Source organism: Ruegeria sp. BF7 (assembly GCF_056538605.1).
The window spans coordinates 1-19,251 of record NZ_JBQFTM010000004.1 but is presented as its reverse complement, the minus strand read 5'-3'; the positions used below and the strand labels follow the sequence as shown (position 1 = coordinate 19,251).

General features: G+C 56.9%; 22 protein-coding genes and 2 pseudogenes. 12 read left to right on the top strand and 12 right to left on the bottom strand.

Annotated features, from left to right (window positions below):
- Nucleotides 1-81: 81 nt before the first annotated feature.
- Nucleotides 82-966: a phytanoyl-CoA dioxygenase family protein gene (locus ACR0IK_RS10905; RefSeq protein ID WP_480641502.1), complete on the bottom strand. Its 885-nt coding sequence runs from the start codon at nucleotides 964-966 to the stop codon at nucleotides 82-84.
- 103 nt (nucleotides 967-1,069) lie between these two features.
- Here ACR0IK_RS10905 and ACR0IK_RS10900 point away from each other — a divergent pair, with 103 nt between their 5' ends.
- On the top strand, nucleotides 1,070-1,960 hold the full coding sequence (locus tag ACR0IK_RS10900) for a LysR family transcriptional regulator (RefSeq protein WP_480641501.1): 891 nt from the start codon (nucleotides 1,070-1,072) through the stop codon (nucleotides 1,958-1,960).
- Here the strand turns inward: ACR0IK_RS10900 and ACR0IK_RS10895 are convergent.
- The 3 genes from ACR0IK_RS10895 to ACR0IK_RS10885 are packed head-to-tail and all read right to left on the bottom strand — an operon-like array spanning nucleotide 1,933 to nucleotide 4,351.
- A complete protein-coding gene (locus ACR0IK_RS10895; RefSeq protein WP_480641500.1) occupies nucleotides 1,933-3,012 on the bottom strand; it encodes a helix-turn-helix domain-containing protein in 1,080 nt (359 codons plus the stop codon). The genes ACR0IK_RS10900 and ACR0IK_RS10895 overlap by 28 nt on opposite strands.
- Before the next feature lie 59 nt (nucleotides 3,013-3,071).
- Nucleotides 3,072-3,818, bottom strand: a complete 747-nt coding sequence (locus tag ACR0IK_RS10890; RefSeq protein ID WP_480641499.1) for a hypothetical protein — start codon at nucleotides 3,816-3,818, stop codon at nucleotides 3,072-3,074.
- The gene (locus ACR0IK_RS10885; protein ID WP_480641498.1) at nucleotides 3,815-4,351 is read right to left on the bottom strand and encodes an RNA polymerase sigma factor; all 537 of its coding nucleotides are present in this window, start codon (nucleotides 4,349-4,351) and stop codon (nucleotides 3,815-3,817) included. The genes ACR0IK_RS10890 and ACR0IK_RS10885 overlap by 4 nt, the downstream gene beginning before the upstream one ends.
- An 83-nt stretch (nucleotides 4,352-4,434) precedes the next feature.
- Between ACR0IK_RS10885 and ACR0IK_RS10880 the strand changes: the two genes are divergently transcribed.
- The 3 genes and pseudogenes from ACR0IK_RS10880 (at nucleotide 4,435) to ACR0IK_RS10870 (ending at nucleotide 5,705) form a co-directional block, all read left to right on the top strand.
- On the top strand, nucleotides 4,435-4,575 hold the full coding sequence (locus ACR0IK_RS10880; RefSeq protein WP_480641497.1) for a hypothetical protein: 141 nt from the start codon (nucleotides 4,435-4,437) through the stop codon (nucleotides 4,573-4,575).
- 37 nt (nucleotides 4,576-4,612) lie between these two features.
- Nucleotides 4,613-4,759, top strand: a pseudogene (locus tag ACR0IK_RS10875) (IS6 family transposase); the annotation flags it as partial.
- A gap of 316 nt (nucleotides 4,760-5,075) precedes the next feature.
- The gene (locus ACR0IK_RS10870; protein WP_480597000.1) at nucleotides 5,076-5,705 is read left to right on the top strand and encodes a helix-turn-helix domain-containing protein; all 630 of its coding nucleotides are present in this window, start codon (nucleotides 5,076-5,078) and stop codon (nucleotides 5,703-5,705) included.
- Here the strand turns inward: ACR0IK_RS10870 and ACR0IK_RS10865 are convergent.
- Genes ACR0IK_RS10865 through ACR0IK_RS10845 form a run of 5 tightly spaced genes read right to left on the bottom strand, consistent with a single transcriptional unit; the run spans nucleotide 5,683 to nucleotide 10,045 of the window.
- On the bottom strand, nucleotides 5,683-6,180 hold the full coding sequence (locus ACR0IK_RS10865; protein WP_480596969.1) for a GNAT family N-acetyltransferase: 498 nt from the start codon (nucleotides 6,178-6,180) through the stop codon (nucleotides 5,683-5,685). The two genes, ACR0IK_RS10870 and ACR0IK_RS10865, sit on opposite strands and share 23 nt — an antisense overlap.
- A gap of 27 nt (nucleotides 6,181-6,207) precedes the next feature.
- Nucleotides 6,208-7,275: a heme-dependent oxidative N-demethylase family protein gene (locus ACR0IK_RS10860; RefSeq protein ID WP_480596972.1), complete on the bottom strand. Its 1,068-nt coding sequence runs from the start codon at nucleotides 7,273-7,275 to the stop codon at nucleotides 6,208-6,210.
- A 13-nt stretch (nucleotides 7,276-7,288) separates the two neighbouring features.
- Nucleotides 7,289-8,251: a PDR/VanB family oxidoreductase gene (locus tag ACR0IK_RS10855; RefSeq protein WP_480641496.1), complete on the bottom strand. Its 963-nt coding sequence runs from the start codon at nucleotides 8,249-8,251 to the stop codon at nucleotides 7,289-7,291.
- On the bottom strand, nucleotides 8,248-8,844 hold the full coding sequence (locus ACR0IK_RS10850) for a dimethylamine monooxygenase subunit DmmA family protein (RefSeq protein WP_480641495.1): 597 nt from the start codon (nucleotides 8,842-8,844) through the stop codon (nucleotides 8,248-8,250). The genes ACR0IK_RS10855 and ACR0IK_RS10850 overlap by 4 nt, the downstream gene beginning before the upstream one ends.
- A gap of 55 nt (nucleotides 8,845-8,899) precedes the next feature.
- Nucleotides 8,900-10,045 (bottom strand): aminomethyl transferase family protein, encoded by a 1,146-nt coding sequence (locus ACR0IK_RS10845; RefSeq protein ID WP_480641494.1) that lies wholly within the window; start codon nucleotides 10,043-10,045, stop codon nucleotides 8,900-8,902.
- 339 nt (nucleotides 10,046-10,384) lie between these two features.
- Here ACR0IK_RS10845 and ACR0IK_RS10840 point away from each other — a divergent pair, with 339 nt between their 5' ends.
- The 7 genes from ACR0IK_RS10840 to ACR0IK_RS10810 all read left to right on the top strand — a co-directional run bounded on the left by ACR0IK_RS10840 (nucleotide 10,385) and on the right by ACR0IK_RS10810 (nucleotide 17,258).
- Nucleotides 10,385-11,758, top strand: coding sequence for an ammonium transporter (locus tag ACR0IK_RS10840; protein ID WP_480596980.1), 1,374 nt, complete (start codon nucleotides 10,385-10,387; stop codon nucleotides 11,756-11,758).
- A gap of 11 nt (nucleotides 11,759-11,769) precedes the next feature.
- Complete coding sequence (locus ACR0IK_RS10835; RefSeq protein WP_480596982.1) at nucleotides 11,770-11,985, top strand: hypothetical protein; 216 nt, start codon at nucleotides 11,770-11,772, stop codon at nucleotides 11,983-11,985.
- Between the two features lie 147 nt (nucleotides 11,986-12,132).
- The gene (locus ACR0IK_RS10830; RefSeq protein ID WP_480641493.1) at nucleotides 12,133-13,062 is read left to right on the top strand and encodes a class II glutamine amidotransferase; all 930 of its coding nucleotides are present in this window, start codon (nucleotides 12,133-12,135) and stop codon (nucleotides 13,060-13,062) included.
- Nucleotide 13,063: 1 nt separating this feature from the next.
- The gene (locus tag ACR0IK_RS10825; protein WP_480641492.1) at nucleotides 13,064-13,747 is read left to right on the top strand and encodes a protein GlxC; all 684 of its coding nucleotides are present in this window, start codon (nucleotides 13,064-13,066) and stop codon (nucleotides 13,745-13,747) included.
- A gap of 20 nt (nucleotides 13,748-13,767) precedes the next feature.
- Nucleotides 13,768-15,096: an FMN-binding glutamate synthase family protein gene (locus ACR0IK_RS10820; RefSeq protein ID WP_480597002.1), complete on the top strand. Its 1,329-nt coding sequence runs from the start codon at nucleotides 13,768-13,770 to the stop codon at nucleotides 15,094-15,096.
- Between the two features lie 80 nt (nucleotides 15,097-15,176).
- Nucleotides 15,177-16,505 carry a type III glutamate--ammonia ligase gene (gene glnT, locus ACR0IK_RS10815; protein WP_480596988.1) on the top strand — a complete coding sequence of 443 codons (1,329 nt, stop codon included), beginning with the start codon at nucleotides 15,177-15,179 and terminating at the stop codon, nucleotides 16,503-16,505.
- A gap of 81 nt (nucleotides 16,506-16,586) precedes the next feature.
- Nucleotides 16,587-17,258 (top strand): type 1 glutamine amidotransferase, encoded by a 672-nt coding sequence (locus tag ACR0IK_RS10810; protein ID WP_480641491.1) that lies wholly within the window; start codon nucleotides 16,587-16,589, stop codon nucleotides 17,256-17,258.
- Nucleotides 17,259-17,301: 43 nt separating this feature from the next.
- Here the strand turns inward: ACR0IK_RS10810 and ACR0IK_RS10805 are convergent, their stop codons facing one another.
- Nucleotides 17,302-17,733: a group II truncated hemoglobin gene (locus ACR0IK_RS10805; RefSeq protein WP_480596992.1), complete on the bottom strand. Its 432-nt coding sequence runs from the start codon at nucleotides 17,731-17,733 to the stop codon at nucleotides 17,302-17,304.
- Between the two features lie 92 nt (nucleotides 17,734-17,825).
- On the opposite strand from ACR0IK_RS10805, the gene ACR0IK_RS10800 reads away from it, so the two are divergent.
- Complete coding sequence (locus ACR0IK_RS10800; protein ID WP_480641490.1) at nucleotides 17,826-18,707, top strand: EamA family transporter; 882 nt, start codon at nucleotides 17,826-17,828, stop codon at nucleotides 18,705-18,707.
- On the opposite strand, the gene ACR0IK_RS10795 is transcribed toward ACR0IK_RS10800, so the two are convergent.
- Both ACR0IK_RS10795 and ACR0IK_RS10790 read right to left on the bottom strand, forming a co-directional pair.
- Nucleotides 18,692-18,967, bottom strand: coding sequence for a hypothetical protein (locus ACR0IK_RS10795; RefSeq protein WP_480641489.1), 276 nt, complete (start codon nucleotides 18,965-18,967; stop codon nucleotides 18,692-18,694). The two genes, ACR0IK_RS10800 and ACR0IK_RS10795, sit on opposite strands and share 16 nt — an antisense overlap.
- Nucleotides 18,968-19,158: 191 nt before the next feature.
- Nucleotides 19,159-19,251, bottom strand: a pseudogene (locus tag ACR0IK_RS10790) (bifunctional methylenetetrahydrofolate dehydrogenase/methenyltetrahydrofolate cyclohydrolase); the annotation flags it as partial.

The window sequence follows — 19,251 nt, the reverse complement described above, 5'->3', positions numbered from 1 at the left end:
TCAGGGAAATCAAACGATAACGGAGGTTTCGCAACAGGCGGCGGTACAGGTGAGGCCAGCCCCGAACGCTGTTAGGTGTAGTCAGCTTGCCCCGTACAGCGGAACCGCGCTTTCGGCCCCATCCGCCAGTGCCTTACTCTGGTCCCGACGCACCTGATCGTAAAGGGCCAGCGCCTGGTCCGAGAACAGGTGGCTCGGTGGCTCGACATGCACAAAATTAGACTGCCCGTCCTGCCCGCGCGCCAACATGGCATAATCACGATCCGCAACCAGCTGCTTTGCATTGGGGTTCAGGTAACGGATTGCCAGACCGATCCTACGATCCCCGGACCGGTTAGGACCCGAACCATGAATGGTCAGCCCGTGGTGCAAGGACATCTGCCCCGGCGCCAGTTCGATATGGGTCTTGTCCTCCTCGGCTACATCGACGGCAACTTCCTGCCCGCGCGACAGCAGGTTGGTTTCGGAATAGGTATCGTTATGCGGCAGGATCGGGTTCTTGTGGCTGCCCTGCACAAAATCCATGCAGCCGCTTTGAACCGTGGCCGGGGACAGCGCGATCCAGGCGGTGACCTGATCCGGCGTTTCACCCATGCCCCAATAGGTCAGATCCTGATGCATACCAACAATGTGATCGGTATGTGCCTCTTTGATGAAAAACTCGGCTGACCAGACCATGATATCCGGGCCCAGAACGCCCTCGACCACGTCCAATACCCTGGGGTGCAACGCGATCCTGGCCGCCAGCGGGATCACCAGATGTGCGTTTACACGCTTGTAGGTGTTCAGCGGCAGGGGTAAATCCGCAGCCAGCCAATCCTGTTCGAGCTGTTCCAGCTCTGCGCGAATCTCAGCGGTTTCTTGGGCTGAAAAAATCGTCAGCGGAAAAAGAAACCCGTCTTCCCAATACTGTGCGGATTGGGCTGCAGTCAGCGCGGTTTCAGACTTTGGGGCGGTTTGCGGCATGTCGTACCTCTTGGATGCGTGTCGCCGAAGGATAGGGCACAAACCTATCGGGCCAGCGCGCAACCTCTTGCCCGTGAGGGTAAGTTCAGCTTAGCCTTTGTTCATGTCGTCCCGCATCCCCTCTCTCAACTGGTTGCGCGTGTTCGAAGCCGCGGCCCGTACCGAAAGCTTTGCCCGCGCTGCTACTCAGTTGAACATGTCGGCAGCAGCCGTCAGCCAACAGGTCAAGGCGTTGGAGACACGGCTGGGCACGCCGCTGTTTCACCGCCACGCCCATGCGGTGACCCTGACCGAGGCGGGACGGGCCTATCTGCCGTCGGTTCAGCAATCTCTGCTGATGCTGGAAACCGCCACTACAGGGCTATTTGGCGAAACCCGGGCACAACGGTTATTTGTACAGTCCGTCCTGTTGTTCGCGCATGGCGTCATTGCCGGTGGCTTGTCGGAATTTCAAACAGCGCATCCTCAGATCAACCTATCCCTGACCACTGGAAATCTGGTGTCGGACTTTGCCAACCAGTTCACCGATTTGCAGATCGTCTTCGGCAACCCGGCGCTCTACGGGGCTGAAAGCGATAGGCTGCTGCATGAAACCCTGTATCCGATGGCCCCGCCCGAGATTGCAGCGCAGATCCAAAACCCACAGGACCTGTTTCAGTTCCCGCTGATCGAGGTCTCAACCCATCGCGCAAGCTGGCTGCACCTGTTCGAAACCCTGCGTCTGCCCCCTGGTCAGGCGCGTTATTTCTTTGCCGACAATTCGCTGATGGCGGCCGAGCTTTCGGCCAGCGGCTGTGGCATTGCGCTGGCCCGCGCGCCTGCCTCGAATCGTATCATGCAGCTGTCGGGCCTGGTTCCCTGCCTGCCGGACCTTCAGGTTGCCGGGCAGGAAGCGTATCATCTGGTCTATCCCGCGCGCGCTGCGCTGCGCCCGCCGGCGCGCGCTTTTCGCGACTGGTTGCTGGATCACAGCGCCGCAGTCCAGACCCGGTAACGCCCCTGCCCCGTCACTTCGCGGATCAGGCCGCGGCGGGTGAATCGGTCGATATTGCGTTGCACTGCTGCGCGCGAGGCTTTTGTCAATTCCTCGGCCAAGGGCGCCGAGACCATGGGCCATGCGGTCAGAACGTCAATCAACAAGGGCGGCGTTCGCCCGCTGAGCCCGCTGGTGGCCTCGCGCGCGCGCTGGTCCCAGGCGCTAACCCGGTCCAGATGCATCAGCGCCGCCAGCGCCGCCTGCCCTGCCCCCTGGACCCAAGCCGAGAGCTTTTCGTCCACCTCCCCTGCCCCGCGCAACGCGCCCGGGCCGGACAGGGCCAGCGGCATGAACATCGCCCCACCCCGCCCCATTGTGGCCGCATGTCGGGCCGCGATGATGGCGGCCTCGGTATCCTGCCCAATACCTTGCGACAGCGCGCGCCAGGCATGAAACGCCATGGCCGCCTGCGTGACCGGGTGCAACCCTTCGGAATTGCGCATCACTTCAGCCAGATCGGCCACCGCCTCGGGGATGTCCTCGATTCCCGGCGCCATCCGATCCAGAAACGCAGTCAGGCCGGTCTCCCACCCGCCCTCAGAAGGGCCGGGGCCTGCTGTCAGCCGCCGCACCGCCCATCCGGCGCGGAACAGCGCCTGAACGTCGTCTCCGGTCGCACCGATGCGCAAGCCCGTCCACAGCGCCAGCCGATCCACGCTGATGCGGTCGCCGGTCCACCAGCCCAGATCGGACACATCCATCAGGGCCAGCCGATGGGTCCACCCATCCGGTCCCGCGCGCAACCGTTCGTCCAACGCACCGAAGATCGCGGCCAGATCGGCCAGTTCATAAGACAGCTCGGCCTGTGCTGCACGCCAGTCCCGCGGATCGAACAACAGGCGGTGATCGGCCTTGGGTCCGGGGATCAGGTAATCCTCGACTGCCTCTTCATCCTCCGGCGGTAGAAACCACAGATCATCGTCTTCGGGCGGGTCCGCGTCATAGATACTGGGAGGACCAACCGCCTCGGCGTCCTCATCCGGATCAGGTATGACAGGTTTTGTCGTCATATCCGGTATATTTCGGGGAATTGCCGCAGTTCACAAGGCGTTTTTGCGCCCCCGCGCCCTCAGCCTGGGAAACTTGTGGTCAGGATGTCCAGCTGCCCGGCCAGATCGGTCTGATCCCTGGCGCCGATCAGCATGTAACCATACCCATCCTGCGCCCAGGTTGCCGTGGCCAAACCACTAAGAACCGCCTGCTTCAGTTCCCTTGTCGGTGCGCCTTCGCCCTGCCGGATCACACAAAAGGCAAAAGGCTGGCCCTGTTCATCGGCAAACACGACTTGAACCAGCGGCTTGCCCTTGAAGGACAGAATCTGCGCGCGCTTCAGCTCTCCGCCCGGCAGCGCCTCAAGCGCCGGGCGGTTAAGCGACCGCCCCAACTGTTCCTCGGCCAGTGCAAACTGTTCGTCCAGCGCCTGGGGCGAGCTGTCCAGCGACGCAATCGTGTCCGGCGTATAAAGTGACTGATAGATCGCGGCCTGCGCGGCCCAACCCAAAGGTTTCGGACGTGTGGCCCAGTAGGTTGCAGACACGGCCACAATCGCTACCGAGGCCGCAACGGCAAGCAACCGCAACCCGCCGCCCGCAGGCCGAACGGGCGCAACAGCCACAGGTTCGGGCAGATCGAACAAAGGCGTTTCGGCAGGGACGCGCTCGAACACCGACTGCACTACGGGCGCAAACGGGTCCAGCGCCATCAGGCGCTGTTCCAGCTCTGGGTTGGCCTCAACCGCGCTTTCGATAGCGCGTGCCTCGGCCTCTTCCACATTGCCTTCCAGATACGCCAACAGCGTCTTATCGGAGAACTTCATTTGCCACTCCGTCGCACTGTGTCTGCCACCTCATGCTGCATAACGGTTTTCAGTTTCTGCCGGGCGTTGGACAGCCGGCTCATTATCGTTCCTATCGGCACCTCCAGCAAAGCTGCGGCCTCGCGATAGCTATAGCCCTCGACGAACACAAGCATGACCGTCTCCCGCTGCGCTTCTGGCAGTTGCATCACTTGAGTAAACACTTCAGCAGCGAAAATATTCGTTTCCACATCAGGTCCGGCGGCAATCAATTCCGCTTCAGACGTAACCGAAAGCGCCTGAGCCTTGCGGATCGAGCGCGACCGGACCTCATTCAGCCAGATCGAGCGGCAGATCGTCATCAGCCAGCTGTCCAGCCGGTCGTGCGAGGTGACCTGATGGTGACGCTCCAGCGCGCGCAAACATGTGGATTGCAGCAGATCGTCGGCTACATCCGATGCACCGGACAGCGCCAACCCAAAACGCCAGACGCGTTTCGAATGCGTCTGGATCGCGCCGCGCACGGCCTGTTCCGAGCTTATTTCACCATCCATCGACTAAATCGCGACCTGTGTGTGTCTTCATTCACGGACCGGGCCCGCGGACTCAGATTTGACATAAACCGCGGAGGAATGAAATGAAACTTCTGTTGTATGCAGTCACGATTGTGTCGGCAATTGTTGCAACCCCGGCGTTTGCCGAAAGCTCGAAACTGGCACCCCAAGGCGGTTCTGTCGCAAACTTTTTTAGCTCACTGTTTGAATTGAAACACCGGTGATTTCGTCGGCCCGAGTTTCGACTGGGGAATGCGTAAGATGGCGATTTCATTCGAAGGTATGTACTTTCCAATGGAAGTGATCTTGCACGCGGTCTTCTTTTACCTTTGTTGCGGTGTTTCATACCGGGATCTGGAAGAAACCCTGGCCGAACGTGGCGTTGACTTGGATCACGCGACATTGAGCTGCCGGGCAAGTCGATAAGCTGGTTTGGTGACTGTGATCAGCCCTTGTGCGACCTACGAACCGGATTCTGCTAATTCTAACTTGCAGTCCCCAACGGTTCTATCATCGAGGGCAAGCATGCCATCCGAAAGTCGTTAAACAACAGGAATCCGATTTTAAAATTTTTCTCTCAGAGCGATTATTTTACTATCAGGAAAAATTAATGCTAAGATTGTCCCGGTTGGATTACGTATTGCGCATCGCCTGCTTGCAGAACCGGTTTGGACAAGTGTAGCAAGACGTTGAAAGAGTGAAATTGAAAAAACGCGACAAAGAAATGGCGGCAGATCTGACGCAGGACCCACATTCCGTTCGTTCGGGTGACAGAGAAAAAGTTCTTGAAGTCGCCATTGGCCGTGAAGTTCGCGCCTTTCGAAAACAGCAAAACATAACGGTCGCCGAGCTGGCCCAGCTAACCGGATTGTCGATCGGCATGCTGTCCAAGATCGAAAACGGCAATACGTCGCCTTCGTTGACGACCCTTCAGTCGCTGGCGGATGCACTATCAGTACCTTTGACAAGCTTCTTCAGGCAGTTTGAAGAGCGTCGCGAGGCAGTTCATACAAAAGCGGGTGAAGGCGTCGAGCTGGAGCGTGAAGGAACACGCGCCAACCATCAGTACAATCTGTTAGGTCATATTGGGGCCAACGGATCAGGCGTAATTGTAGAACCATACTTGATCACCCTGACCGTTAAATCCGACGTGTTCCCGACATTCCAACATGGCGGGATCGAGACGATTTACATGCTGGAAGGCGAGGTAGATTACCGTCATGGGGATCAGATTTACCCCCTGAAGCCTGGCGACACCCTGTTCTTTGATGCCGACGCACCGCATGGTCCGGAACGGTTGGTCAATCTGCCTGCGCGCTACATTTCAGTGATCAGCTATCCGCAGACGAACTGATCGGCTTGCGCAATAAGAAATCAGTGGGTCTGTCGTAACCTTCGTGGCTGCCCGTGCTCACGATCATAAATCCCAACCTCGAAAACACGCGATGGTTTTCAGTTAGTTCCACGCGCGTTTCAAGTTCCAATGCGGGCAGACCAAGCTCTGCTGCACGGCTTGCCGCGTGATCCACCAATGTGCGGCAGATACCCTGCCCCCGCAATCCAACCTTCACCGCCAGCTTTCCAAGGTACAAGCTGTCGGGTTTGGGCGTCAGGAACATACACGCAAAAAGCGGTCGACCCATAGCCCAGATTTCGCCTCCACTCAGGCAGTGCGCCTGCATCTCTTCCACAGTCAGTTTATGGATAGAAGACGGAGGATCAATCCGGGCATCCATGTACTGAAATGACGCGCGAAGCAACGCAAGCGCGTCATACAACGCGATATCATTGCTCGGAATGAGCCAAGGTGTTTTGTCCGGATCAGCCATAGAGCCAAGACACTTCGCTATGCGCGATCACTTTGACAAAGGCGGTTCCGTTTCCAGATCGGGCCAGACACCGGGTGAGGTCGGCAATCCATCGTCAAACTGACTGAGATAGTCCAGCATCATGGGACGGTTGTCGATGAAACCTTTGTAAGTGGCCAGTTCTACCGGCAGGTCCCGGATGACGCGATGCAGGCGACGGCCCCATTTGGGAACGGTCATCAGATCCTGAAAACTGCACAAATAGCAGCGGATCGGGAACACCAGCGCGTTGGACCGCGGCAGGCGGAAGAACGTTTGTAACTCGACGCGCAGATGCTGCTTGTGCGCGATGTTCTCGGGCGTCAGCGTGGTCTTCTGGATGCCCCATTTGTGATAGTTTTCCGGGCTGGTATCCAGTAGTGGATTTACCGTCATGGTCCAGTTCAGACGCCGTGCAGGTGCTCCCTGCTGAATGTTCAGCAGGAACTTCAGAGCCCGCTGAAAAATACCCATTTCATGGGCTTTCGGAACCGGCGCGTGCCACTCGAAAAAGTTCATGCCGATGTCGAAATCCAGGCTCCAGTCCGCTTGAGTCGTCACCATACCCGCATCCATCCACAGCATTTCGTCGCGCTGGTCCAGTACGGCGAAATCGCCCTGCGCTTGACGGGTGATGTATTCCATCGGTCCGTAGGGGAGCGTGGTTTCGTCCATGAAGGTAAAGCTGTGATCAATGCCTAACGGCTTGTTAATCCAGCGCCACTGATTGCCGTTTCGATGCAGCTCGAACAGGTCCGGGTAGTCTTCCGACTTGCTGACCATGATAAGTTCCAGCAAATCCCAACCGGCCAAGGTCATATGCGGCAATGACTGGCAGCGCAGCGGGTCCTGGTCCAGAACGATGGCGCGGTCCTTCATCTCTGAGACATAGTGCTCATCAACATCGAACCGCATCTCGTAGACCGAGCCTTCCGGCCCGCCGCGATGCTGTTCCATGTTGACCGAATACATGTAGCTGTCTTCGTGAAACGGGAACGGAAAGCGTTTGATCGCCCAATCCGAGTTGTGAAACGTATAGTCGTCGCGGAAGGACTCGTCGTTGAATTGAATGGTCATGTTGGGCTTCCTCTCAGCGGTCCAGCACGAGGGACTTGCCCTCGAAACGCGATACGCAAGGCATGATTTTCTTGCCTGCTGCCTTTTCTTCATCGGTCAGCCAGTGATCGCGGTGAACAAAATTGCCGTCATGATCCAGCACAACGGTTTCGCACTGACCGCAAGCTCCGCCGCGGCACAGATACGGCGCATCCACGCCTTCACGTTCGATGGCTTCCAGCAGGCTTTCGTTCTCACCCACATGAATGACCTTGTCCGTGGCTGCCAGTCGCACCTCAAACGGTTTACCGGGCCGCGGCGCCAGAAACTCTTCGTAATGCACGCAATCTTCGGGCCAGCCGTCGGTGGCAGCAGTGTTGCGTACCCAGTCGATCATGCCTTTGGGGCCGCAGACATAGACATGCGTGCCCAAAGGCTGCCCACTCAGAAGATTCTCCAGATCGATTTGCTGGTTCTGATCGTCGTAGTACAAATGCGTTTCGTTCGGATGCCGGTCTGTCAGTTGATCGGCATAAGACGCCAATGCATTGTTGCGACATGCGTAATGCAGTTCCCAATGACCGTGCAACAGTTCAAGCTGTTTGATCTGCGCCAGAAACGGAGTGATGCCGATACCCCCGGCCAGAAACAGGTGCTTGCGGGCCCTCAAATCAAGCGAGAACAGGTTAACCGGGTAGCTGATGGTCATTTCATCGCCCAGCTTGACCTGACGATGCATGAAAAGCGAACCGCCCCTGCCCTCATCATCACGCCGGACCGAGATCGTGTAGGATGACTGATCGAACGGGTCGGACATCAGAGAATAGGGGTTGAGCCGCGTAATGCCACCATCCTGCATTTCGACAACGGTATGCGCCCCACCCGAAAAGGTCGGCAATTGGCCTCCGTCTATACGTTCGAACCGGAATCGCGTCACCAACTCATTCAACGGGGTTATTTCGGTGACTTTGACCTGGATTTTCTCGGCACCGCTCATTCGTAAATCCCCTTTGGCTTGGGCACGTTGCCATGATCTTCGGCGTCGACACGGACGCCCTGATAGGCGGCAAGACGGCGAGAATAGTGATCGCGCACGAACAGGTTCAGCCCGCAATGCGAACAGACAAACGGATCAATCTCGACGTTTTCGGTGATGCCTTTGCAGTGCACGCATTGCATCCGACGCGCGACCGAACCGCGATGCTCGGTCTGGATCGCCGTATGTGGCAGGCCAACCGCCATCACCTCATTCATGGCCTGACCCATCATGCCCTCAGAACCGGTCAGATAGACCTGTAATCCCATATGCGCGTCCTCCAGCACACGGCGAATGCGTTGCAGCGCGGCCTCGTAGGACGGGCCTTCGTAGAATTGCGCGGGGTTTAGCGCCTGCAGCCTTTCGGAAAAATCCGTGCCTTTAGGAATGTAGATCAGATGGGTTTTGGCCATCAGGCCAGGTGTCGCGATGTCAAGAACGGCCTCGGCCCCTTCGGCCTCGGCGATCATGAGATGGTGTTCGCCCGGGCGAACCTCTAGCGTGCCCCAGACCGGGCGGCTTGCGATTGACTTGGGAAATTCGAACTTCGACATTGTGCCCTCAAATAGCAAAAAGGCGCCACGGTGTGTCCGTCGCGCCCCCTTAAACTCAGCCCTTTGCGGTTCTGATAGATTTGTCCTGATCGTAGAACGGCATCTCTTCCGCAGTCGCTGCTATTTCCGTCCCATCACCATTGCGCACCGTCAGTTTAGTGCCGGGCGAAGCACAGGCGACCGGCATCCGCGCAATGCCCACATTGTGGCCATTGATCTCGGAATACATGCCGAACGTGACAACACCGACCTTTTCACCGTTCTGCAGAAGGTCAGCACCCTCGTCCGCCGGGGTCGTGCCGTCGAGTTTGACGCCATAGATCTTGAACCGTTCCTTGCCTTGAGAGGCATAATGGTTTTCGGCCCCGATGAATCCGGTTTTGCCCGGTGAGACGGTGAATTCCAGACCCAATTCCCACAGCGTATCGCCGCAGGTTTCATCGTTGAACGGATAGGTTTCCGAGTTATCGCCTGGATAAAACAGAAGGTAGCTTTCGGTACGTAACAGATCGAGCGTCGAGAACTGGACCGGAACAATGCCCATATCCTTGCCCTCAGCCAGAATGTTGTCCCACAGGTGTACGGCATGCTTGGCCTGGCAGAAAATCTCGTACCCGCGCTCACCTGTATAGCCGGTCCGCGAAATCATCACCGGGCAGCCATAGAGCTTGGTCTGCATGATACCGAAATAGGCCAGATCGCGAATCCCAGGGATGTGTTTGGCCAGGAAATCTACGGCCACAGGTCCCTGCAGGGACATGTCGTGCATGTCGTCGTCAAAAATGACCGAGCAATTCTTGCCCGCAGCCACCGAGGTCAACTGCTCCATGCCCGTTCCTGTGCCGTGCACCACAAGCCACGTATTCACCGAAAGGCGATAGATGATGCAGTCATCAACAAACTTGCCTTCGGCATTCAGGATCGAGGCATAGGTTGACCGCCCCGGCATGATCTTTTCCACATTGCGCGTCGTGACACGGTCAATGACATAGGCAGCATCTTCACCGACCACGTGGACCTTTTTCAGACCAGAAACATCCATAAGACCAGCTTTGGTACGGATCGCTTCATAGTCTGCTTTGGCGCGTTCAGGGCTGTGGTCATAGAACCAGGCGGTCCCCATTCCGTTCCAGTCCTCAAGTTCGCCACCGATCTCGGCATGGCGCTGCGCAAGGGCTGACGTCCTCCAAAGAATGGCCATGGTTCAGGTCTCCCGTTGATTGCTTTTTGTTGCCCATATTGAGGCCGATGTCAGATTGAAAATCAATACTTGTGTGCAGATTTTTTTCCTGATGGGAATATTTGCCTTCAAATTGTGAACCCTGAAGTAGACTTCCGGAGCTGCGTAAAACGGTTTTTTTGCAATACGTTACAACAAAAACCGATCCTTCATTAAGCGCCCGCGGCACCGTCGTTAAAGATGTTTGCCCCATATATCTATTGACAGGTCGTCAATGAAATTGTCCCCTGAGTACATAAAATTTCCCAGCAGGAAAAACTGGAGAAGAACCTCCTGCTGCAACAACAGGGAGACTACGAAGTGGATGGTAATCTAAACGCACTTACGACGGTCTTTACCGAGTTTTACTACTGGGTAACGGTCGTTTTCATGTTCCTCATCCATGTGGGCTTTTGCATGTACGAGGTCGGCGCCAGCCGGGCCCGTAACCATATGCACACATTGATGAAAAACATCATGATCATCCCGTTGGTGACGGTCACATTCTTCTTCTTTGGATGGTGGATTTACTGGGCGTTCCCGAATTTCCCGTTCTGGGGCGGTTTGGACGCCGAGGCGGGCGCCGCGAACCTGCCTTGGGCCGACACAATGGCGACAAACCTGGGAGATAGAATCACGGGGGTCTTCTGGGCCGCCTTCCTGCTGTTCTCGTGGACTGCAGCCTCAATCGTTTCGGGGTCCGTGATAGAAAGGATCAGGTCTTCAGCCTTATGGGTTCACGCCGTTATGATCGGATCTGTCTGGTGGATTATCGATGCCGCATGGGGCTGGCACTATGGCGGCTGGATGGTACGAATCCTAGGTTACCATGATGCTTACGCCTCTGGTGTTATCCACGCGATCGCAGGCGGTTACGCCTTGGGTGTCATCATGGTTCTGGGACCGCGCCTTGGCAAGTTCGCCAAAGACGGCACGCCGCGGGACATTCCGCCACACAATCCCTGGCTGCTAACAATCGGGATTTTCCTGATCTACACCGGGTTCTGGGGGTTCTACGCCGCATGCAATGTGCCTGCGATTTCGCCCGAAGGGATCGACGGACAGATCACCGGCGTAACTTGGACAGCAACCAACATCTATCTGGCCCCGACCACGTTGTCGGCGATCACCTTCAACTTCCTGATGTCACTGTCGGGTGGTTTGATGGCGGCTTATGTGGTGTCCAAGGGCGACGCCTTCTGGACGTTCTCGGGCGGTCTGGCAGGTATTATCACTGCTTCGGCGGGTAACGATCTGTATCACCCGATCCAGGCGATGATTATTGCCGCAATCGGTGTCGTGATCGTCTACAAGCTGCACTATTGGGTTGAACGTCGATTCAAGCTGGACGATGCCGTTGGTGCCGTTGCCGTGCATGGATATGCAGGGTTCGTTGGCCTGGTGATCTCGGGTTTTGTCCTCTGGGGCGTACCGTCTTCGCCATACGAAGGCTATGCAACGATTAACCCGGTCGGACAGATCACCGGTGCCGTTATCATGTTCTTTGTGCTTGGTTTCCTGCCAGGTTGGATTCTGGCGAGGCTTCAAGCTGCGGCAGGTGTGCTTCGCATCCCGGAAGAGGTTGAACTTCAGGGTCTCGATTATGCAGAACACCATGCCTACGAAGATGCGAAAGCAGCAATCATTGCGGCCGATAAAGAAGAGCTCGCCGCCCGTGGCGTAGCAGCGAAGTAAGGGAGAAAGATATGTCTACGAATGGATATACAAGCTGGGCTGTTGATCTGGCCGAGGTCGGACCGATCTACCCCTTCCAGGGCTATGAGTTCCTAATGGTCATCATCGGCGTCGCTTTCTGGATTGGCTGGCACCGCATCCAGTTCGTCCGGGAAGGTGAGCACTTAGAGAAGGCGCGCCATACCGGTGACGAAGAAAAGGTGAAGGCACAGCTGGAACGATATTGATCCAGCATTGAAAGCTAGCAATGGGCGCGAAATCAGAGATCGCGCCCATTGCCTCTAAGGAAAAAAACTTTCCTATGATTATTGATGTCCTGCTCATTTGTTGGTACCGTCGAATCGTAACGAAACACACAAGGAGATCTGCCAGCCATGTGCGGAATTGTTGGATTATTCCTCAAAGACCAGTCTCTTGCGCCCCAACTGGGCAATATGCTGACAGACATGCTGATCACTATGACAGACCGTGGCCCCGACAGCGCCGGTATTGCGATCTATGGCGCAGAATCGGAAGGCAAAACCAAGATTACGGTTCAGTCCCCCAACCCCGAAAACGACTTTGTCGGCTTGGCTGATGAGTTGGGCAAAAGTTTGGGTGCAACCGTTGGTCAGACAAACAACGACACTCATACCGTTCTGGAAATTCCCCGCGGTCAGTTCGAAGCCGCGCGCGCTTCGCTAGCCGAGATCCGCCCATCGGTTAGGATCATGAGCCGCGGCGAAAGCCTCGAAATCTACAAGGAAGTCGGCCTGCCCAAGGATGTCGCCGAGCGCTTCAGCCTCAGCGGTATGAGTGGCACCCACGGCATTGGGCACACCCGCATGGCGACGGAATCCGCCGTGACAACAATGGGCGCCCACCCGTTCAACACAGGATCCGATCAGTGTCTGGTTCATAACGGGTCGCTATCCAACCACAACTCATTACGCCGTAAGCTGCGCCGCGAAGGCGTGACCATCCAGACCGAAAACGACACCGAGGTTGGCGCGGCATACCTGACATGGAAGATGATGAAAGGCGCCACTCTGGGTGAAGCTCTGGAATCCAGCATCGATGATCTGGATGGGTTTTTTACCTTTGTTGTGGGCACCAAAGACGGGTTCGGCGTCGTACGTGACCCAATCGCCTGTAAGCCTGCGGTGATGGCCGAAACCGACCAATATGTGGCCTTTGGTAGCGAATACCGCGCCCTGGTAAACCTGCCAGGCATTGAAGACGCCCGGGTGTGGGAACCTGAACCGTCTACCGTCTATTTCTGGTCGCACAATGACAGCCCCACAACCCACGAAAAGGCCGCCTGATATGCAGACCTATGATCTAGAGGCAGACGGGCTGCGCGGATTGAATTCGTCCCTGCAGGCTCAAAGCACCGAGAGCAACCAGACCCGTTGGGAAATTGTAAATCCCAAGGGCAGCCACGCGATTGCCGTCGGGCTGGACGCACCCATCGAGGTAACTGTCAAAGGCTCGACCGGTTACTACTGTGCCGGGATGAACCAGCAGGCGACTATCAAGGTTGAAGGGTCCGTTGGGCCGGGTGTGGCCGAAAACATGATGTCCGGTCAGGTCATCGTGGATGGTGACGCCAGCCAATATGCCGGGGCGACCGGCCATGGCGGGTTGCTGGTGATCAAGGGCAATGCAAGCTCGCGCTGCGGTATTTCGATGAAAGGCATTGACATCGTCGTGCATGGCAATATCGGCCACATGTCCGCCTTCATGGCGCAAGCCGGAAACCTGGTGGTTTGCGGGGACGCAGGCGATGCGCTGGGGGATTCACTTTACGAAGCGCGTCTGTTTGTGCGCGGTTCGGTCAAGAGCCTTGGCGCTGATTGCATTGAGAAGGAAATGCGCCCCGAGCATCTGGATATCCTGAGGGATCTGCTGGATCGCGCGGACAGCGACGCCAAGCCGGAAGAGTTCAAACGCTATGGTTCGGCCCGTCAGCTTTACAACTTCGACATCGACAATTCCGCCGCTTACTGAGGAAGAAGGGTATGAAAGATATGGACGATCAGATCCCCCGCACCCTGCCGACCCAGTCGGCGACGTTTTCCAATCCAATCAATGCCGAGATCCGACGCGCCGCAGCGACGGGAATCTATGACATTCGTGGCGGAGGGGCGAAACGCAAGGTACCGCATTTCGACGATCTGCTGTTTCTGGGGGCGTCGATCTCGCGCTATCCGTTAGAAGGCTATCGCGAAAAATGCGAAACCAAGGTGACGCTGGGCACCCGCTTTGCCAAGAAACCCATAGAACTGGATATCCCGATCACCATCGCGGGCATGAGCTTTGGTGCTCTATCCGGTCCGGCGAAAGAGGCTTTGGGTCGCGGCGCATCAGCCGCTGGCACGTCGACCACAACCGGCGATGGCGGCATGACGCCCGAAGAGCGTGGCCATTCAACAAAGCTGGTCTATCAGTACCTGCCGTCGCGCTACGGCATGAACCCGAATGATCTGCGCAAGGCGGATGCGATTGAAGTCGTGGTCGGCCAGGGTGCCAAACCCGGCGGCGGAGGTATGCTGCTGGGTCAAAAGATCAGCGACCGTGTGGCCGAGATGCGGACCCTGCCGAAGGGGATCGACCAGCGTTCCGCTTGTCGTCATCCCGACTGGACAGGGCCGGATGATCTTGAGATCAAAATTCTCGAACTTAGGGAAATCACAGACTGGCAAGTGCCAATCTACGTCAAGGTTGGCGCCACCCGCCCCTATTATGACACCGCACTGGCGGTGAAAGCCGGAGCAGACGTTGTAGTCATGGATGGCATGCAAGGCGGGACCGCAGCAACACAGGACGTGTTCATCGAACATGTCGGGTTGCCCACGCTGTCCTGCATCCGCCCGGCCGTTCAGGCATTGCAGGATCTGGGCGTGCACCGCGAGGTTCAGTTGGTTATTTCGGGCGGCATTCGCACCGGAGCCGATGTGGCCAAGGCTTTGGCGCTCGGAGCCGACGCGGTCGCCATTGGCACAGCCGCTCTGGTGGCCCTTGGGGACAACGATCCCAAATGGGAACCCGAGTACCAGAAGCTGGGCACGACAACCGGTGCATATGACGACTGGCACGAAGGTCAGGATCCGGCGGGGATCACCACACAGGACCCCGACCTGGCTGCCCGTCTGGATCCGGTTGATGCGGGCCGCAGGCTGCGCAACTATCTGAAGGTGATGACGCTTGAGGCACAGACCATTGCGCGCGCCTGTGGTCACAATCACCTTCACAATCTCGAACCTGAAGACCTGTGTGCCCTGACAATGGAGGCCGCCGCCATGGCGCGGGTGCCGCTGGCGGGAACCAGTTGGTACCCGGGCAAGGAAGGGTTCTGAAATGATGCTGCGCGGCTCCCTGATGGGGGCCGCGTTTTTGCTTTGAAAAACTAGAATTCAACAGGGAAAGGAAAGCCATCGTGACAACAGATCTCGCAGCTTTCGCAAAAGAAAATGGCGTCAAATACTTCATGATCTCGTTCACCGATCTGTTTGGTGGACAGCGGGCCAAACTGGTACCCGCGCAGGCCATCGCCGAGATGCAGGAAGACGGCGCAGGATTCGCAGGGTTCGCCACCTGGCTGGATATGACTCCGGCGCATCCCGACATGCTGGCAGTGCCGGACCCTTCATCTGTCATTCAATTACCGTGGAAGCCCGAAGTGGCCTGGGTGGCAGGCAACTGCGTCATGGAAGGCAGCGATGTCGCGCAAGCCCCGCGCAACGTATTGCGCCGCCTGATCAACGAGGCTGCGAACGAAGGCATGCATGTCAAGACCGGTATCGAGGCCGAGTTTTTTCTGCTGACACCGGACGGTGAGCAGATTAGCGACCCATTCGATACGGCAGAGAAGCCCTGCTACGACCAGCAGGCGGTCATGCGTCGCTATGATGTCGTTCGTGAGATCTGCGACTACATGCTGGAGCTGGGTTGGGGGCCCTATCAGAACGATCACGAAGACGCCAACGGCCAGTTTGAGATGAACTGGGAATTTGACGACGTTCTGCGCACTGCAGATAAGCACTCTTTCTTCAAGTTTATGACCAAATCGGTGGCAGAAAAGCACGGTCTGCGGGCAACCTTCATGCCGAAACCGGTCGAAGGTCTGACGGGTAACGGTTGTCACGCTCATATCTCCGTCTGGGATGCGCCGGGTGATGCGGCCAAGACCAATGTGTTTGCAGGCGAAGGCGAAGGCCCCACTGGTGAGGTCGGTTTGGGAGAGCGCGGCAAACACTTCCTCGGCGGCATCATGAAACATGCCTCAGCACTTGCTGCGATCACCAATCCCACGGTGAACAGCTACAAGCGCATCAACGCGCCGCGCACAATGTCAGGTGCGACTTGGGCGCCCAATACTGTGACATGGACCGGTAACAACAGGACTCACATGGTACGTGTCCCTGGCCCAGGACGGTTTGAGTTGCGCCTGCCGGACGGAGCAACCAACCCCTATCTGCTGCAGGCCGTCATCATCGCAGCTGGGCTGTCAGGTATCCGATCCAAGGCAGATCCCGGCAAGCGCTGGGACATCGATATGTATGCCGAAGGCCATAAGGTACGCGGCGCACCGAAACTTCCCCTGAACATGCTTGATGCCCTGCGTGAGTATGACAAGGACAAAGACCTGAAGGCCATAATGGGTGCCGAGTTTTCGTCTGCTTTCCTGAAGATGAAGCATCAGGAGTGGAATTCTTTTGTGTCGCATTTCTCGCGCTGGGAAAAGGAAAACACGCTGGATATTTAAGCCGGGCATCAGGATCGGGTGTTTGGGCCGCGGCGCAAGCTGCGGCCCGGTTTCTTTTGATCAGGGCAACAGAGGCAAATCATGAACGTTCTCATATTCCAGCATACCCAAGGTGAGGGTCCAGGTACGTTTTGTGACCATATTGCCCGTCATGAAGATGCAATGCAGATCGTGCACCTCTATAAAGGGCAGTCTATTCCGCCGATGGATGTTTGGGAGACCGAGACCTACCCTTGGCTAAAAATTGAAAAGCAGGCCATCAAGACGTGGGTACGTGATCTCAATCGGCCATATTTTGGTATATGCCTGGGACATCAAATATTGATAGATGCGCTTGGCGGCACCTGCGCCCGCATGCATTTCCCGAAAATCGGCGTGCTGCCTGTCGAACTGACCGACAACGGACTTGAAGATCCCCTGTTCGGCTCTCTGCCCCGGCAGTTTCCTGTGCTTCAGTGGCATGGGGTGGCCGCCGCAGAACTACCATCCGATACGGCCGTTCTGGCAGGATCAGATGGATGCTCAGTTCAAGCGATACGCGTGGGGGACCGTGCGTGGGGCGTTCAATTTCATCCCGAAATTGTTCAGGGCACGATCAGCGCCTGGATGGGGGATCAAGCAAATCATCAATGCGCAGTTGACTGGCTAGGATCGGCCGACGCAGCGCTTGCCATGGAAAATGAAAGCGATCAGATCGCCGCCGATCAGTTCAGGATGACATCTGAAATCTATTCTGCTCTGCGCCAATCCTGATCAGAAAAACTGAATGGTTGGTGTGATGATCGCAGCGTTTCGTTTACATTTGCCCGGCATCAGCGTCTGAATCTGCTTCTAACCGCCAGTCAGAAACGTCGTTGACCAACATGAGCGCCGCCCTGCGAAGCGTTGCGCGCATCTTGTCGACCACCGGACCGGTCATCGCGCAATCTTCCAATGCAGCATCGAATGTATCCAGCCAAAGCTCTGCATCGGCCTCCCGTATGGGGATATGCGCATGAATTTCCCGCAGATCCATATGGCCGAAACGTTCGCGGTAATAGGCGCGACCACCCAGAAATCCGCTGAGAAACTCAAATTGAGCTTGCCTGGTGTGGTTTAGCCCATGTCCCCGAAAATGCAGCCTGTGCAACGAATACGCTGCCGGATCTGTTTCCATTCGGTCATAGAAACGCTCGACCAGAGCGCGCAGTCGGGTCTCACCACCAAGTTGCTCAATCGCGGATTTCATGTCCTGCCTTTCTTATCTCTGGCATCGCCAATATTGCATAACAGGAAAATAAGTTTATCAACAGTGACATATTGACGTACTCAGGTTCAGAGGTGGATCTACGTGAAACCGGTGATGGTGATGAAGGAATGAATGCGCTGGCGCTCGGCCTGCTGGCCGCTCTTTGCTGGGGTATACACGATCTTGCGGTGCGCTATGTCAGCCAGTCTGTCAGCGTAATTGCATCGCTTATGGCTGTGCTGATTTCAGGTGCGGTGCTTCAGTTCGGCCTGGTGGCAACGTTGGGTGCCTTTGATCCGATCCCCGGTACCGCAACGATCAGCGCGGTTGCAGCCGGCGGTTGCTATCTGTTGGCGGGCGTCAGTATGTATGCTGCCTTTCAGCGCGGTCCGGTCCGGTTGGTTGCGCCGCTTGTCGCGAGCTATCCGGTCCTGTCCGTATCGCTGGCCATCTGGCGTGGTGCAAGTGTCAGCCCACTACATTGGCTGGCTGTCATAGCGATCGGTGTCGGAGTTTCCGTCGTCGCGGCCAAATCTGAACGCGACACGACTTCTTACCCAGCTGCCGGCCCAACAGCGGTGCTGTCATTACTTGCAGCAGTTGGGTTCGCCACCGCCTTTGCGCTTGGACAATATGCAACTGAGCTGAGTGATGAATACACGGTCTCTCTGGTTAGCCGGCTGACTGCAATCTTTGCTCTGGGAATGATCGCCTTGGCATCGCGCAGGTCAATCTGGCCCGGGTCACAAGCCCTGCCGCTTTTGTGCGTGATGGGTGTTCTGGATGCGGTCGCCATCCTTAGCGTGATCGCAGCGGGTGGGTTGCCCAACGCACAATTTGCCTCGGTCGCGGCGTCGGTTTTTGGGTTGCTGACAGTTGTGCTGGCATGGGCAGTATTGCGCGAAGAAATGGTGATACGCCAATGGCTGGGTTGTTTCGTCGCGTTTGCAGGTATCGGCTATCTGGCGTTTTGATACGACGGGCCAGAAAGCGCTGAATTATGAAATCGATGTGCCGCAATCGCGCTGTCAACAATGCTGTCTATTTCGCCCGGTCGTACCGGTCCCGCACAATGCCACGCGCCCGGTCGCATCAGATCCTTGTGGCGATGCAAGTCCGCCCTCAGAACCGTCATATCGAGGTGTTCCGGCACATCAGGCAGCACCAAAACCGCAAAAATGCTGTCAGAGTTATTTAACTGCTGCAGCAATGACCGACAGGTCTCCTGAGACATGTGATGCCCCCAGACCTCCTGATCCAGAGGCATTCCGATACGCATGGCGCGAGCCATAACAGCCCGAGTCCGCGCAGCATTTGAGACAGATTCACCTATCGAAATGATCGCCAGACGCGTGTTGCGCCCGGCATCGCGCCAATACCGATTGGCCGCAGTCGCACTGTCCGGCATAACCCGCGACGCCATTACTAGGCGGTCAGGCCTTCTGGTTCTGGTAGTTTGTTTGTGCGGCAGCATGCTGTGAGAGTGTTGGCCAGCAGGCATGCGATGGTCATGGGGCC

Bases quoted from the DNA above. Each gene is read 5' to 3' on its own strand.
- ACR0IK_RS10905 (WP_480641502.1), bottom strand. From the start codon at position 966: ATGCCGCAAACCGCCCCAAAGTCTGAAACCGCGCTGACTGCAGCCCAA.
- ACR0IK_RS10900 (WP_480641501.1), top strand. From the start codon at position 1,070: ATGTCGTCCCGCATCCCCTCTCTCAACTGGTTGCGCGTGTTCGAAGCC.
- ACR0IK_RS10895 (WP_480641500.1), bottom strand. From the start codon at position 3,012: ATGACGACAAAACCTGTCATACCTGATCCGGATGAGGACGCCGAGGCG.
- ACR0IK_RS10890 (WP_480641499.1), bottom strand. From the start codon at position 3,818: ATGAAGTTCTCCGATAAGACGCTGTTGGCGTATCTGGAAGGCAATGTG.
- ACR0IK_RS10885 (WP_480641498.1), bottom strand. From the start codon at position 4,351: ATGGATGGTGAAATAAGCTCGGAACAGGCCGTGCGCGGCGCGATCCAG.
- ACR0IK_RS10880 (WP_480641497.1), top strand. From the start codon at position 4,435: ATGAAACTTCTGTTGTATGCAGTCACGATTGTGTCGGCAATTGTTGCA.
- ACR0IK_RS10870 (WP_480597000.1), top strand. From the start codon at position 5,076: ATGGCGGCAGATCTGACGCAGGACCCACATTCCGTTCGTTCGGGTGAC.
- ACR0IK_RS10865 (WP_480596969.1), bottom strand. From the start codon at position 6,180: ATGGCTGATCCGGACAAAACACCTTGGCTCATTCCGAGCAATGATATC.
- ACR0IK_RS10860 (WP_480596972.1), bottom strand. From the start codon at position 7,275: ATGACCATTCAATTCAACGACGAGTCCTTCCGCGACGACTATACGTTT.
- ACR0IK_RS10855 (WP_480641496.1), bottom strand. From the start codon at position 8,251: ATGAGCGGTGCCGAGAAAATCCAGGTCAAAGTCACCGAAATAACCCCG.
- ACR0IK_RS10850 (WP_480641495.1), bottom strand. From the start codon at position 8,844: ATGTCGAAGTTCGAATTTCCCAAGTCAATCGCAAGCCGCCCGGTCTGG.
- ACR0IK_RS10845 (WP_480641494.1), bottom strand. From the start codon at position 10,045: ATGGCCATTCTTTGGAGGACGTCAGCCCTTGCGCAGCGCCATGCCGAG.
- ACR0IK_RS10835 (WP_480596982.1), top strand. From the start codon at position 11,770: ATGTCTACGAATGGATATACAAGCTGGGCTGTTGATCTGGCCGAGGTC.
- ACR0IK_RS10830 (WP_480641493.1), top strand. From the start codon at position 12,133: ATGTGCGGAATTGTTGGATTATTCCTCAAAGACCAGTCTCTTGCGCCC.
- ACR0IK_RS10825 (WP_480641492.1), top strand. From the start codon at position 13,064: ATGCAGACCTATGATCTAGAGGCAGACGGGCTGCGCGGATTGAATTCG.
- ACR0IK_RS10820 (WP_480597002.1), top strand. From the start codon at position 13,768: ATGGACGATCAGATCCCCCGCACCCTGCCGACCCAGTCGGCGACGTTT.
- ACR0IK_RS10810 (WP_480641491.1), top strand. From the start codon at position 16,587: ATGAACGTTCTCATATTCCAGCATACCCAAGGTGAGGGTCCAGGTACG.
- ACR0IK_RS10805 (WP_480596992.1), bottom strand. From the start codon at position 17,733: ATGAAATCCGCGATTGAGCAACTTGGTGGTGAGACCCGACTGCGCGCT.
- ACR0IK_RS10795 (WP_480641489.1), bottom strand. From the start codon at position 18,967: ATGTCTCAGGAGACCTGTCGGTCATTGCTGCAGCAGTTAAATAACTCT.